The organism is Enterococcus ratti, assembly GCF_001886195.1.
Lineage (GTDB): Bacteria > Bacillota > Bacilli > Lactobacillales > Enterococcaceae > Enterococcus_B > Enterococcus_B ratti.
Genome location: NZ_JXLB01000002.1, coordinates 94,419 through 108,293 on the forward strand (window position 1 = coordinate 94,419; position 13,875 = coordinate 108,293).

The window sequence follows — 13,875 nt, forward strand, 5'->3', positions numbered from 1 at the left end:
AATATGCTTTTCAAACGACATGACAAACGATGTTTGAGTATCTGTTCCTTGAATTAAACCAGTTTTTTCAAAATATGAGATGCTTCAAAAAATTTATTGAAGCTGCTTGTGCTTGATACTGTTACAATTTGTGGAAACGATGAATTATATTTTTTTTTCTAATAAACTTATTTCTTGAATCATTGCTTTTTTTCTAGGATATTTCTTTTTTATTTCTTTAATTAAAAGCTGAACTGAAACCATGCTGTTTGGTAATTTAGCCATCTCTTCAATGTGTAATGCCATTTTCTGGTAATGGAAACGAGTGGTGGTTGTATGAGCCATTTTACGTAGTTCATATTCATATTTTTGTAAAAGCGCTTCTGGTGCTTGCTTTTTTAAGAGATTGAAATAACGATTAACTTCTGTAAGGCCGGGTGTTTCTAAAACGTGATCTAATAATAGATCATAACGCTTTTCCTGTGAATAGAATAAGCCAATATCTAAATGGTTGCGTAGTTCTTTAAATAAACAATTTCTTATTTTTTCCCATTCAGAGGAAGAACAAGCTTTTTTCAATTGGTGAATTAGATTCATATCTACGGATTCATTCTCAATCAATAATTGTGTTAATTGATTAATATATGCTTCTTTTTTTCCTAACTTTTGATAAAGATTCTTTAGGGAATACCGATGTTGCAAAACTAGTTGAGGCAAATAACTATCTAAATCAATACTTTCCTTTAATACTTCTTCTGCTTCTTTATATAATTTGTTTTGCAGTAAATAATCAATATATTGCAGTCTAACAGCGGGAGATTCCCAATTTTCTTGGATAGCTTGTTGAATTTGCTGTTTTGAATAATTCAAGATATCCATTTGCTTGACAGACAATATACGGCTCTTTTTTTTCGTAGGTTTTGATTCTAAGGACTCGGGGTCATTATTTACTAATGAAGAAGCACTTATTTTGTGTTCAGTTCTATGATTTTTTCTTAGATTGGATGCTTCATTTGAAACATAACGTTGAAATCTTTTTACTAATTGCTTGTTTTCCTTCAAAATTATTTTTAGAAATTGACGAATTTGTGAGTCATCTGCATGGGAAATTAAATATGTAATATTATTTATATTTTTCTTTTGCAATTGTTTGTTGTATGCAAATAAAACGGATGCTAAGTGTGGACATTGTGTATTAGAGGTACATGGACAATTACAAAACATTTCCCCAAAAAGCAAATTTTCAGTCACGTCAATAACTGCTTCATATTTTTCTTGAGTAGTAGAAATAGTCGCAATTATTTTTTTTTTCTTAAATTTAATCTCACCTACCTTTTTGTTTATAAAATAGGAATACCCTAACTCTAATGCATCTCCTAAAAAATATTTTTTCCAATCTTTCAATTTATTTCCTCCTTTAGAGTATTTTATACTTAAGTTTAACGGAAAAACAAATGAAAGACAGTATTTTTTTATAATACGTTAGTTATTTAATAGGGAACAGAGTCTACAAGCTTATTAGTTTATTTAGTTATAAGAATTCTTGAATAATTCCTTCGTTACTTGGTCGTCTTTCTTTTTCTAACTAAAGCAATTTTATGGAGTAAAGTGTTTAAAATAATTTGGTTCATTTCTTCTTCTCCTGTTTATTGAAGTTTTGCATAACTTTCTGATGCAGGAAGGGTTAAAGAAATTATTAAATAGCTGGTTAATAAAGCAGTTAAAATTTTTTACTTTCAAAAAACAAGTCAAAATTGACGAATAATTTTCGTCAATTTTGACTTGTTTTAAAGAATTCCTATTCTTCATAAATTCAAAAGCAAAATTCATCTTTTTTGACTTGTTTTGTTAGTAATCGTTTGTATTGGAGAATCTCAAAAAATTCTTTTAATAAAAAATTTTATTGTGAAGAATAAAAATGTTTCGTGTGAAACATTTTAACGAGTTTGTCCCTCCCCATAAATAATATACTTGATAGAGGTCAATTCATTTAAACCCATAGGGCCTCGAGCATGTAACTTTTGCGTGGAAATCCCAACTTCTGCGCCAAAGCCAAAAACAGCGCTATCAGTGAAGCGAGTAGAGGCATTACATCAACAGCGGCAGCATCTACTTCATTTAAAAATCGTTGACTTGCTTGATAGCTATCAGTCACGATAGTTTCAGAATGTTTCGTATTGTGTTGATTGATATGTGTAATTGCTTCGTCTAATGAATCAACTACTTTTATAGCTAGGATGTAATCTAAATACTCGGTATCCCAGTCTGCTTTTTCTACTAGTGCAGCAGTTTCTAAATATTCCATTGCGCGCCCGTTTCTGCACGAAGAGCAACTCCATGTTCAACTAGTTCTTTTTCGATGGCTGGTAAGAAGAAAGGAGCAATTTCTGAATGGATAAGCAAAGTTTCAACGGCATTGCACACAAAAGGACGTAAAGCTTTGGCATTTATGACAACGTTCGTAGCCATGGTTAATTGTGCATCTTTATCGATATAAATGTGGTTATTTCCAGTTCCTGTTTCAATTACTGGAACAGTAGCTTGTTCCTTTACCTGTCGGATTAAGTTGACTCCTCCACGGGGAATCAAAACATCTAAATACTCTGTTAATTTCATTAATTTTATAGCTGTTTTGTAGAAGTATCGTCAACAAATTGAATGGCATAAGGAGATAATCCAGCATTTACTAATGTTTTCTGAAGTAATTTTACTAGAAACTGATTAGAAAAGGATGCATCTTTTCCTCCTCGTAAAATTATTTCGTTTCCTGATTTAAAAGCCAAACTAGCTGTATCCGTTGTGACGTTAGGTCTTGATTCATAGATCACTCCAATTACACTAAGAGGGATACGTTTTTTTTCAATCAGTAGACCATCTGCATTTTTCCACATCTGTTCTACTTTGCCAATCGGATCTTCTAGTAGCGCAATTTTATTAATTTCTTCTGCCATTTCATGAATGCGTTTTGGCGTTAAACGTAACCGATCTTGCATTGTTTCAGTCATTTTATTTTCAATCGCTTGTTCTAAATCTTTTTGGTTTGCTTCAAGTATGGCTCCTTGATTTTTTTGATTTGTATCCATTAAAGCAAGGGAATGTGTACTTTGCTTGGCATTTTTTCCAAGTTGGGTTAAATCAGTCATAAATGTTCTTCTTTATAAACGACTATTTATATAATCGTTTTATTTAAAATGTTTTCTGATTGTAAAATTTAATGAACCATACATTCCTTACAGAATTTGTTTCGTTAGTGAATGATTTTTTAGCGTACAATAAATTTATAGAAAGTGCCAAAACTTTTTTCTCTAGTAATTTAACTACCTAAAAAGGTTTTAATTTCTCTCTTAACTTATTCATCATTAGATTTAAATAATGTACCAATTTCTTTTCCTTCTAAAATATCAAAAATAACGGATGGCTTTTTTCCATTTGCTAAGATCATCATATGATGATCTTCAAAGATGGGCAAAGCTGCTTGCAGCTTACTATACATTCCTCCGGTACCAAAAATACTGCCGGCACCGCCGGCTTGCGTCATTAATTTTTCATCAATAGCGGTGATGGTGTGGTACATCTTCGCTTTTGGATGGATGAGAGGATTAGCAGAGTAAAATCCATCAACATCAGATAGAATAATTAATAGATCAGCGGCGATCAAATTAGTAACGATTGCAGATAATTGATCGTTATCCCCAAATTTAGTTAGATGGTCAAGTTCATCAATTGCCACTGTATCATTTTCATTGACAATGGGGATAGTTCCCATACTTAATAGTTGTTCAAGTGTATTGATGACATTTGTTCGGCTTTGAGGAAAATCAATTACATCCCGAGTAACAAGAATTTGTGCAGTCTGTTGATGATAATTATTGAAACGTTGACTATAGATGTTCATTAATTCTGCTTGTCCAATTGCAGCTATTGCTTGTTGTTCCGGTATAGTAGTCGGTCGCTTTGTTCGGCTTGTTTTATGCATGCCAACCCCTACAGCTCCGGATGAAACAAAGACGACTTCTTTTCCTTGTTTGCGAAGATTGGATAAAACAAAGACAAGTTGGTCAATTGCTGCTAGGTTAATATTTCCATTTGGAGAAATTAAGGTACTAGTTCCTACTTTGATAATTATTCGGTTGGCTTTTTTGACTTCTTTTCGCATGTGACACCTCAATTAATAAATATACGAATTAATTTCTTTTTATGCTGTTTGTTTTATTTAATAAAGTCATATACAAAATTTATCTTTTATGGAACGGTTTTATTTCATCAATCATAACATAATTTAATGAAGAATTTTTAAAGACGGTCTTTTGCTATCGTGAATATGGTAAAATAAATATAATTTATTTTGGGAGGAAAATTGGTGAAAAAAAGAGGATTTGAAGTAATTTCAACATACGCACAGCAAAGTATAAATTTACCTAAGCGAGCTACACATCATGCAGCTGGATATGATTTTGAAGCAGCAGAAGATGTGGTTATTCCGAGTATTTGGAAAGCTGGATTCAAGCAAGGAATGACCAATGTAATGGAAGTTTTGAAAAAGGAAGAAATATTAACTGAAGAAAAGAGAATAAAACCGATTCTTGTACCAACTGGGATTAAAGCCTATATGGGAAAAGATGAATTTTTGCAGCTGGCTAATCGCTCAAGTAATCCTTTAAAACGTTTTTTAATTTTAAGTAATGGAATTGGTGTAATTGATAGCGATTATTATGACAATGAAGCCAATGAAGGACATATTATGTTTCAATTTACGAACATTGGTTTCAAAGACGTACACATTAAAAAAGGGGAAAGAATCGGACAAGGAATCTTTTTGCCGTTTTTAAAAGCCGATCAAGATCAAACGGCATATGAACGTAAAGGCGGTTTTGGTTCATCGAATGAATAAACATTTAAATGATGTTTAATTTGAAAATAGTAATTTAAAGGAGGCGAGACAATGGCAAAAAAAGCGAGAGTCCAATTTGTTTGCCAAAATTGTGGCTATGTTTCGCCTAAATTTTTAGGTCGTTGCCCCAATTGTGAAAAATGGAACACGATGGTAGAAGAAATCGAACCAAATACAAATGATCGGCGAATGAGAACTAATTTAACAGGTGAAAGAACAAAGCCAACTAAAATCGCAGAGGTTATTCCTAAAAAAGAACCGCGAGTGAAAACAAAATTAGCGGAATTAAATCGTGTGCTGGGTGGAGGAGTCGTTCCGGGATCCATGATTTTAATTGGTGGAGATCCTGGGATTGGAAAATCAACGTTACTTTTACAAGTATCCCAACAGTTAGCTGAAATTGGTGGAAAAGTATTATACGTTTCGGGAGAAGAGAGTGCAGAACAAATCAAATTACGTGCTGAACGCCTAGGGTCTGTTCATACGGAGTTTTATTTATATGCTGAAACAGATATGAATGAAATTAGTCGAGCCGTTGAACAGCTTTCACCAGATTATGTTATTGTTGACTCGATTCAAACGATGACACAGCCGGATATCACGAGCGTGGCAGGTAGTGTCAGTCAGGTAAGAGAAACGACTGCTGAATTATTAAAGATCGCTAAAACGAATGGGATCGCAATTTTTATTGTGGGGCATGTGACGAAAGAAGGTTCTATTGCTGGTCCTCGAATGCTTGAACATATGGTAGATACTGTTTTGTATTTTGAAGGAGAACAACATCATAGTTTTCGGATTTTAAGAGCTGTAAAGAATCGATTTGGTTCGACGAATGAAATTGGGATTTTTGAGATGCGTGAGCATGGCTTAGAAGAAGTAGCGAATCCTTCACAGATTTTTTTAGAAGAGCGTTTAGATGGAGCTACTGGTTCGGCTATTGTTGTCGCAATGGAAGGGACTCGTCCAATTTTAGTGGAAATACAAGCACTGGTTACGCCAACGATGTTTGGAAATGCTAAGCGAACGACGACAGGATTGGATTTTAATCGTGTATCGTTAATCATGGCAGTGTTAGAAAAGCGAGCTGGTTTGTTATTACAAAATCAAGATGCTTACCTAAAAGCCGCCGGTGGGGTAAAATTAAATGAGCCAGCCATTGATTTAGCAGTTGCGGTTAGTATTGCTTCAAGCTATAAAGAAAAAGGAACACAACCGACTGAATGTTTTATTGGTGAAATTGGACTGACTGGGGAAATCAGACGGGTCAGTCATATTCAACAGCGTGTGAAAGAAGCGCAAAAGCTTGGTTTCACAAAAGTATTTCTGCCAAGAAATAATTTGGGTGGATGGGAGTTTCCTCAAGGAATTGATGTAGTGGGTGTAGCAACTTTAGCAGAGACTTTAAAGCAAGTCTTTCGTTAAAAAATGAAAAGGGAAACGGAGGAAAGGATATGCAAAAACGTGTCATCACCTTGTTGATGATTATTGTCGGCGCAAGCTTAGGTATTTCTTTTTTACCCGTCGCTTGGCAAGCAGTTGATCAACAAGCAAATGGATGGCTGAATAATACATTTACCAATAGCCTGTTAGGTGCTCTTATTTTCTTTCTATTGTCTTTACTATTGGCAAAACATATTTCGGCTGTCATTAGACAAATTGAAGAAAAATTAAGTGAAGTTAGCTTAACTTATTTATTGTTTGGTGCAATTGGCGGTATCATTGGGCTAACTTTAGGTGTGATTATTTCGACGCCGCTATATAACTTAAAAATACCTTTTGTGAATAGTGTTCTTCCGATTTTATTAATGATAATCTTAGGCTATTTAGGATTAAGAATGGGAACGACGCGAATTGATGAGTGGAAAAAAATTTTTGGTTCAAGAAATAAAAAAATCGAACAAGAAACACCTAATCAAGTAGAAGGTCAACTGCTTGATCGCAAATTAGGGGAGAATTTTCATAAATACAAAATTTTAGATACTAGCGTGATCATTGATGGACGCATCTATGACATCACAAAAACTGGATTTTTAGAAGGAACATTAATGATTCCTAATTTTGTTCTTTATGAATTGCAATATATTGCAGATTCTGGAGATAGTCTCAAAAGAGTGCGTGGACGGCGCGGGTTAGATATTTTGAACGCTTTGCAAAAAGAAGAAAGAATATCTGTGGAGATGTATGACGGTGATTTTGAAGACATTACTGAAGTAGATAGTAAGTTGATCAAATTAGCTAAACTTCTAGATGGTGTAATTGTGACAAATGATTACAATTTAAATAAAGTATCGGAATTCCAAAACGTTCCCGTGCTAAACATCAATGCTTTAGCGAATGCGGTGAAGCCTGTCGTTATTCCAGGGGAAAATATGGAGGTATTGGTAGTAAAAGCAGGAACAGAACGCCAACAAGGAGTGGCTTATTTAGATGATGGGACTATGGTTGTTGTTGAAGATGGGCAGCATTACATGAATGAACAGATCAAAGTCATAGTAACCAGTGCTTTGCAAACGGCAGCTGGCAGAATGATTTTTGCGAAACCTGCACATGCAGGGCGCGGAATTGATAATAAAAAAGAAGCAGAAAAGACGAATAAGCCCAAATAAATCCATAAAAGCAGCCGACTGGTAAGAAAATTCAACCAGTTGGCTTTACTATTTATCTTATTAAAGGTAAAATTTGTGCTGAGTGGTTTTAATTTTTTGTAAAAAGCCGAAAAAGTATGACGCTGCGAAACAAAATAATTATTGTTGAAATGTTTTGTTTGTTGATGACTACAGTCACTCATGCCATACTTAAAGTCTAGTTTGAAAGAAGAGGAAGAAAATGACGAAAGTACGTGTACGCTATGCTCCAAGTCCAACAGGGCACTTGCATATTGGAAATGCTCGAACGGCATTATTCAATTATCTATTTGCTCGCCACAATGAAGGAGAGTTTATTATTCGTATTGAGGATACTGACCAAAAACGAAATATTAAAGACGGAGAAAAAAGTCAATTAGAAAATTTGGCTTGGTTAGGAATGAACTGGGATGAATCACCTGAAAATCCTGGGAAATATGGACCTTACCGTCAATCTGAAAGAAAAGAAATTTATCAGCCTTTAATTGATCAGCTATTAGCAAGCAATCGGGCATACAAGTGTTATTGTACAGAAGAAGAATTAGAAACAGCACGTGAAGAACAACGTGCACGTGGAGAAATGCCTCATTATGCAGGAACTTGTGCGAAACTTACGCCAGAAGAGCAAGCTAAAAAAGAAGCGCAAAGATTGGAACCAGTGATTCGTTTTCGTGTACCACGTAACACAGAGTACGTATTTAAAGACATGGTAAAAGGAGACATTTCCTTTGAGTCAGATAACATTGGTGGTGACTTTGTGATTCAAAAACGCGATGGGATGCCAACTTATAACTTTGCCGTGGCAGTTGATGATCATTTGATGAAAATTACGCATGTTTTACGTGGTGATGATCATATTGCCAACACGCCAAAACAATTGATGATTTATGAAGCTTTTGGTTGGGCTCCACCAACATTTGGTCACATGACTCTGATCATTAATACGGAAACGGGTAAAAAACTAAGTAAACGTGATGAATCCATTCTTCAATTTATTGAACAGTATCGTGAATTAGGGTATTTATCTGAAGCAATGTTCAATTTTATTGCATTGTTAGGTTGGTCGCCTGTTGGAGAAGATGAAATCTTTAGTCAAGAAGAATTGATAAAAATGTTTGACCCCAATCGTTTGAGCAAATCTCCTGCTGCTTTTGATGGAAAGAAATTACAATGGGTAAATAATCATTATATGAAAGAAATGGATTTGAATAAACTAACAGAGATGTGTTTACCTTATTTAATTGCAGATGGTCGTGTAAATGGAGAACCAGATGAAAAAACAGTCGAATGGTTGAAAAAAATTGTTCGTTTGTATCAACCGCAAATGAGTTATGCGGCAGAAATTGTTGAATTGTCTTCTTTATTTTTCAATGAACATCCAATATGGGATGCTGCGGCAAAAGAAGTTCTTGCAGGCGAAACGGTTCCAATTGTCTTACATTCATTTAAAGAAAAATTAGAACAGATGGAAGTGATCGAAGCCTCAACAGTGAAAGCAGCGATTAAAGCGGTCCAAAAAGAAACAGGTGTCAAAGGGAAAAATCTTTTCATGCCGATTCGAGTAGCTGTTTCAGGACAAATGCACGGACCGGAATTGCCCGAAACAATTGAATTACTCGGTCGTGAAAAATCATTGGCACATTTAAATCAAGTAATTAATCAAACACGATGAACAGAAAGAAGTAAGTAATCATTGATTTCAAGAGAGGTGGCGGATGGTGAAAGCTGCTAATTAATGTTTACTGAAATGCCTCTGGGAGTGGTCTTGGCGAGCGAAGATGAATAAAGTAAATCATTGTTTCTTATTCTTCGGGTAGTTGAGGACGTAAAAGCGTACGTTACAGCTAGAGGTAATCTGTTTGATTATAAATAAAAGTGGGACCACGCCAACTAGCGTCTTTTGATAAGGAAACTTATTAAAGACGCTTATTTGCTTAAAAGATAAATCAAGCAAAGAAAGGAGAGGTGTTGATGGGATGGGTCACCCGAGCCATAGAGGCAACTAAAAAAAATGATCCGGCAGTACGTTCGACTTTAGAGATTATTCTGACGTATCCCGGATTTCACGCTTTGTTTTGGCACCGAGCATCGCATCATTTATACAAACATAAATTTTATTTACTAGCAAAAATTAATGCACAGTTTTGGCGATTTATAACAGGAATAGAAATACATCCGGGCGCAAAAATCGGACAGGGAGTGTTTATTGATCATGGGATGGGGATTGTCATTGGTGAAACAGCAGAAGTGGCAGATAATGTGGTTCTTTTTCATGGAGTGACTTTGGGCGGTACAGGAAAGGAAACAGGAAAAAGGCATCCGACTGTTAAACAAGGTGCGATAATTTCTGCAAATGCTCAAATACTAGGACCGGTTACCATTGGTGAAAACACTAAAATCGGTGCAGGGGCAGTGGTTTTAAAAGATATTCCAAATAATGCTACGGCAGTAGGTATTCCTGCAAAAGTGGTGCGTATTAACGGCGAAAAAGTGGGGGGATTAGAATGATAAAAATTTATAACACGCTAACAAGAAAAAAAGAACCATTTGTTCCAATAAAAGAGGGAAAAGTCGGGATGTATGTTTGCGGACCAACCGTTTATAACTACATTCATATTGGTAACGCACGTAGTACGATTGCATTTGATACGATTCGACGTTATTTTGAATATCGGGGGTACCAAGTAAAATATATTTCTAATTTTACTGATGTTGATGATAAAATCATTCGAGCTGCAAAAGAGCTAAATGTTACAGCGCCGGAGATAGCTAATCGGTTTATTCGGGCTTTTGTAGAAGATACGCAGGCGTTAAACGTCGAAGCAGCGACAGTACATCCTCGTGTGATGGATCACATAACTGATATTATTTCATTTATTCAAACGCTTATAGAAAAAGGCTATGGGTATGAAGTAAATGGTGACGTTTATTATCGAACACGAAAGTTTAAAACGTACGGTCAATTAAGTGATCAGTCAATTGATGAACTGGAAGCAGGGGCGAGTCAGCGTACAGGAAAAGAACAGAATCAAAAAGAAGATCCGCTTGATTTTGCTTTATGGAAAAAAGCAAAAGAAGGTGAAATTGCTTGGAATTCTCCTTGGGGAAAAGGTCGTCCGGGATGGCATATTGAATGCTCCGTAATGGCAACTAAACATTTAGGAGAGACAATTGATATTCATGGTGGAGGACAAGATTTAGAATTTCCTCATCATGAAAATGAAATTGCACAAAGCGAAGCAAAAACGGGCAAAAAATTTGCAAATTATTGGATGCATAATGGCTATGTAACAATCGGAGAAGAAGATCAAAAGATGAGTAAATCGCTTGGAAATTTTATTACAGTTCATGAAATGATTCAAACAGTGGACCCGCAAGTGTTACGTTTCTTTATGGCGACGACGCAATATCGCCGACCAATTCGTTATAGTGAAGCTACACTGAAAGAAGCAGCAATTAATTTACAACGATTGAGAAATACTTTTGAAAATCTTAAATTCCGTTTAGAATCAGCAGAAAAAAATTTAGGTACGGATTCAAAATTTTTAGCAGAGCTTGAACAAATTCAACAGCACTTCATCAAAGAAATGGATGATGATTTTAATGCGGCAAATGGAATCACAGTTGTTTATGAACTGACTAAATGGCTCAATACTTATTTAGAAAATGATGTAGTCTCGAAAGTGATTTTAGTAAAAGGCGAGGCATTATTTACCCAGTGGTTATCCATCTTTGGTATTTTATTTACAGCAGATGAATTACTAGATGAAGAAATTGAGCAGTTGATTGAGGAACGAACACAAGCAAGGAAAAATCGTAACTTTATACGCAGTGATGAGATTCGTGAGTTATTAAAAGAAAAAGGAATCTTATTAGACGATACACCGCAAGGAACACGTTGGAGAAGAGAATTATGAAAGATTACACACAGTTAAATGGTTTAGCATTGGCTTATGTAGGAGATGCTATTTATGAAATTTACATCCGAGACTATTTGATTGAACGAGGTGAAACAAAGCCCAATAAACTTCATCGAGCAGCTACACATTATGTTTCAGCTAACGCACAAGCCTATTTAGTCCAAAAAATGCTTACGGAAAATCTAATGACGAAAGAAGAAGAAACCTTTTATCGTCGAGGAAGAAATGCTAAAAGTCACACGAGTGCTAAAAATGCGGATGTTACAACTTACCGAGTAGCTACAGGATTCGAAGCGTTGATGGGTTATTTGCATTTGAGTAAACAAACGAAACGCTTAGAAGAACTAATTGAGTGGTGTATCCAGAAAGTAGGTGAAAAAAATGATTAGAAAAAAAAGAGAAGAAAATGAGTATAAACGTTCGAAGCAATTAAAACAACGATCGAATATTTCATTATCTAAAAAACGTAACAAGTTTCAGATGATTGATGAAATGTTAAAAACAAAAGAAGAGTCAACGGAAAATAATTTTATTTATGGGTATCATACAACAGTAGAAGCTTTGCAGCAAGGAAGAGGAAATAAGTTGTTCTTACAAGAAAATGCCTATGGTGAAAAAGTAGAAGAATTAAAGAGCATTGCAAGACGACACGCTGTGCCAGTCAAATGGGTACCGAAACAAAAGTTAGATGCTTTGAGCGATCAAGGAGTGCATCAAGGAGTCGTTTTAGCGATTACACCTTATGAATACTTATCTTTAGAGCAGCTTCTTCATCAAGTTAAAGAAAAAACAGCAGCACCCTTTTTTGTGATTTTAGATAGTATTGAAGATCCTCACAATTTTGGTTCAATTCTTCGAACGGCGGATGCAAGTGGCGTGGACGGAGTAATTATTCCTAAACATCGAGCGGTTGGTATAACACCGATTGTGACAAAAACTTCAACCGGAGCAGTTGAACACCTGCCTATTGCTCGAGTGACAAATCTTATTCAAGCGGTTCAACGACTTAAAGAAGCGGGTTTTTGGGTCTTTGGAACAGATATGAATGGAATAAATTTTCAAAAATGGAATGCCGAGGGATCAATTGCTTTAGTTATTGGTAATGAAGGACGGGGAATGAGTTCTGGGCTAAAAAAAGAAATGGATGAATTATTAACGATCCCCATGATTGGTCATGTGCAAAGTTTAAATGCCAGTGTTGCTGCAGGAATTTTGATGTATCAGGTTTTCTCTCAACGATGGGGGGAATGAGAGAATGAAAAAACAGTTACTAATTGTTGATGGTTATAATATGATCGGTTCATGGCCAGAACTTGTTTTACTAAAAAAACAAGATAGAATCGCAGACGCTAGAGAAACATTATTGCACCGATTGTCAAATTATGCGAAATATGAAGGAATTGAAGTGATTGTGGTATTTGATGCACAATTGGTTCCAGGAATACAGCAAAATTATAAGAAATATCAATTAGAAATCGTATTTACTAAAGAAGATGAAACAGCGGATAGTTATATTGAACGAATTGCTGGGCAGTTGAATGATCGCTTGACACAAGTGACAGTTGCGACAAGTGATTTGGCTGAGCAATGGATGATTTTTTCACAGGGAGCTTTACGAACATCTGCTTACGAATTATATAAAACGATTCAAAAAACTGAAAAGAATATAACCCAAGATAATATAAATATGCGTTTTATCAATTTTCGTCGTAATTCACCTTGGAGTAAAGAACAATTAGAAAAATTGTCTCAAAAATTAGACGATTTAATGCGGAAAGATAGATAACTTAGTTATATGGTTAGTAAACCAACAGTTTGATGGTAAGATTCCTCCATAATCGAAAGTTATGGAGGAATTATTTTATGTCTGAGGAGTTATTGCGTGCCGCACGTGACGGTGATGAAGAAGCATTTGCTGCCCTGTATCAAAAATACTTTCCGCTTTTATTACGTTTAAAAAATATGTATTACTTAAGAAACTATGTTCATGAAGATTGGGAACAAGAAGCAAGAATAGCTTTATATCAAGCTTTAAAAACTTATGAAAATAACAAAGGTGTCAGTTTTGGGAGTTATTATAAAAGTATCATCAGTAATCAAATTTATTCATTGTTAAGAAAACAAAATGCTTTGAAACGAAGAGACCAAAAAGATGAATTGTCAATTGATCAGAAAATCGAAACAGAAGGTCCAGATTTTTTAGCAGAAATTACTACACAAGAGCCACTAGCAATGCAGCGTTTATTACTAAACGAAGCTATAGAAGATTGTGAAATAAAATTTTCAAAAAAGGAGACAAAAATATTTTATTATTACATGCAGGGGGCAGATTTTGCAATTATGTCAGAGGAACTTTCTATGGATATCAAACAAGTAAAAAGTGCTTATAGCCGTGTAAAATATAAAATAAAGCAACACTTGAAAAACTATCATGAGGAATAATTCATAAAATTATTAATAT

At 35.0% G+C, this 13,875-nt stretch carries 12 protein-coding genes, 1 pseudogene and 1 other annotated feature; of the genes and pseudogenes, 10 read left to right on the top strand and 3 right to left on the bottom strand.

What is annotated here, in order from left to right:
* Positions 1–144 precede the first annotated feature (144 nt).
* The 3 genes and pseudogenes from RV14_RS01285 to proB all read right to left on the bottom strand — a co-directional run bounded on the left by RV14_RS01285 (position 145) and on the right by proB (position 4,135).
* Positions 145–1,383, bottom strand: a complete 1,239-nt coding sequence (locus tag RV14_RS01285) for an SWIM zinc finger family protein (RefSeq protein WP_071854540.1) — start codon at positions 1,381–1,383, stop codon at positions 145–147.
* A gap of 533 nt (positions 1,384–1,916) precedes the next feature.
* Positions 1,917–3,122, bottom strand: a pseudogene (locus RV14_RS01290) (glutamate-5-semialdehyde dehydrogenase).
* A gap of 206 nt (positions 3,123–3,328) precedes the next feature.
* Entirely contained in the window at positions 3,329–4,135 is an 807-nt protein-coding gene (gene proB, locus RV14_RS01295) for a glutamate 5-kinase (RefSeq protein WP_071854541.1), read from the bottom strand.
* Positions 4,136–4,339: 204 nt separating this feature from the next.
* Between proB and RV14_RS01300 the strand changes: the two genes are divergently transcribed.
* The 10 genes from RV14_RS01300 (at position 4,340) to RV14_RS01345 (ending at position 13,856) form a co-directional block, all read left to right on the top strand.
* A complete protein-coding gene (locus RV14_RS01300; protein WP_071854542.1) occupies positions 4,340–4,870 on the top strand; it encodes a dCTP deaminase/dUTPase family protein in 531 nt (176 codons plus the stop codon).
* A gap of 51 nt (positions 4,871–4,921) precedes the next feature.
* Positions 4,922–6,292 carry a DNA repair protein RadA gene (gene radA, locus RV14_RS01305; protein ID WP_071854543.1) on the top strand — a complete coding sequence of 457 codons (1,371 nt, stop codon included), beginning with the start codon at positions 4,922–4,924 and terminating at the stop codon, positions 6,290–6,292.
* A gap of 29 nt (positions 6,293–6,321) precedes the next feature.
* Complete coding sequence (locus RV14_RS01310; RefSeq protein ID WP_071854544.1) at positions 6,322–7,476, top strand: PIN/TRAM domain-containing protein; 1,155 nt, start codon at positions 6,322–6,324, stop codon at positions 7,474–7,476.
* 220 nt (positions 7,477–7,696) lie between these two features.
* The gene (gene gltX / locus RV14_RS01315; RefSeq protein WP_071854545.1) at positions 7,697–9,166 is read left to right on the top strand and encodes a glutamate--tRNA ligase; all 1,470 of its coding nucleotides are present in this window, start codon (positions 7,697–7,699) and stop codon (positions 9,164–9,166) included.
* Positions 9,154–9,398, top strand: a binding site (T-box leader). (Overlaps the previous gene by 13 nt.)
* Positions 9,399–9,465: 67 nt before the next feature.
* Positions 9,466–10,002, top strand: coding sequence for a serine O-acetyltransferase EpsC (gene epsC / locus RV14_RS01320; RefSeq protein WP_071854546.1), 537 nt, complete (start codon positions 9,466–9,468; stop codon positions 10,000–10,002).
* The gene (cysS, locus tag RV14_RS01325) at positions 9,999–11,411 is read left to right on the top strand and encodes a cysteine--tRNA ligase (RefSeq protein ID WP_071854547.1); all 1,413 of its coding nucleotides are present in this window, start codon (positions 9,999–10,001) and stop codon (positions 11,409–11,411) included. The genes epsC and cysS overlap by 4 nt, the downstream gene beginning before the upstream one ends.
* Positions 11,408–11,803, top strand: a complete 396-nt coding sequence (locus RV14_RS01330; RefSeq protein ID WP_071854548.1) for a Mini-ribonuclease 3 — start codon at positions 11,408–11,410, stop codon at positions 11,801–11,803. The genes cysS and RV14_RS01330 overlap by 4 nt, the downstream gene beginning before the upstream one ends.
* Complete coding sequence (rlmB, locus tag RV14_RS01335; RefSeq protein WP_071854549.1) at positions 11,796–12,665, top strand: 23S rRNA (guanosine(2251)-2'-O)-methyltransferase RlmB; 870 nt, start codon at positions 11,796–11,798, stop codon at positions 12,663–12,665. Before RV14_RS01330 ends, rlmB begins: the two co-directional genes overlap by 8 nt.
* A gap of 4 nt (positions 12,666–12,669) precedes the next feature.
* A complete protein-coding gene (locus RV14_RS01340; protein WP_071854550.1) occupies positions 12,670–13,200 on the top strand; it encodes an NYN domain-containing protein in 531 nt (176 codons plus the stop codon).
* Between the two features lie 77 nt (positions 13,201–13,277).
* Positions 13,278–13,856 carry a sigma-70 family RNA polymerase sigma factor gene (locus RV14_RS01345; RefSeq protein WP_071854551.1) on the top strand — a complete coding sequence of 193 codons (579 nt, stop codon included), beginning with the start codon at positions 13,278–13,280 and terminating at the stop codon, positions 13,854–13,856.
* Positions 13,857–13,875 lie beyond the last annotated feature (19 nt).

Bases quoted from the DNA above. Each gene is read 5' to 3' on its own strand.
- cysS (WP_071854547.1), top strand. From the start codon at position 9,999: ATGATAAAAATTTATAACACGCTAACAAGAAAAAAAGAACCATTTGTT.
- rlmB (WP_071854549.1), top strand. From the start codon at position 11,796: ATGATTAGAAAAAAAAGAGAAGAAAATGAGTATAAACGTTCGAAGCAA.
- proB (WP_071854541.1), bottom strand. From the start codon at position 4,135: ATGCGAAAAGAAGTCAAAAAAGCCAACCGAATAATTATCAAAGTAGGA.
- epsC (WP_071854546.1), top strand. From the start codon at position 9,466: ATGGGATGGGTCACCCGAGCCATAGAGGCAACTAAAAAAAATGATCCG.
- RV14_RS01345 (WP_071854551.1), top strand. From the start codon at position 13,278: ATGTCTGAGGAGTTATTGCGTGCCGCACGTGACGGTGATGAAGAAGCA.
- radA (WP_071854543.1), top strand. From the start codon at position 4,922: ATGGCAAAAAAAGCGAGAGTCCAATTTGTTTGCCAAAATTGTGGCTAT.
- RV14_RS01330 (WP_071854548.1), top strand. From the start codon at position 11,408: ATGAAAGATTACACACAGTTAAATGGTTTAGCATTGGCTTATGTAGGA.
- RV14_RS01340 (WP_071854550.1), top strand. From the start codon at position 12,670: ATGAAAAAACAGTTACTAATTGTTGATGGTTATAATATGATCGGTTCA.
- gltX (WP_071854545.1), top strand. From the start codon at position 7,697: ATGACGAAAGTACGTGTACGCTATGCTCCAAGTCCAACAGGGCACTTG.
- RV14_RS01310 (WP_071854544.1), top strand. From the start codon at position 6,322: ATGCAAAAACGTGTCATCACCTTGTTGATGATTATTGTCGGCGCAAGC.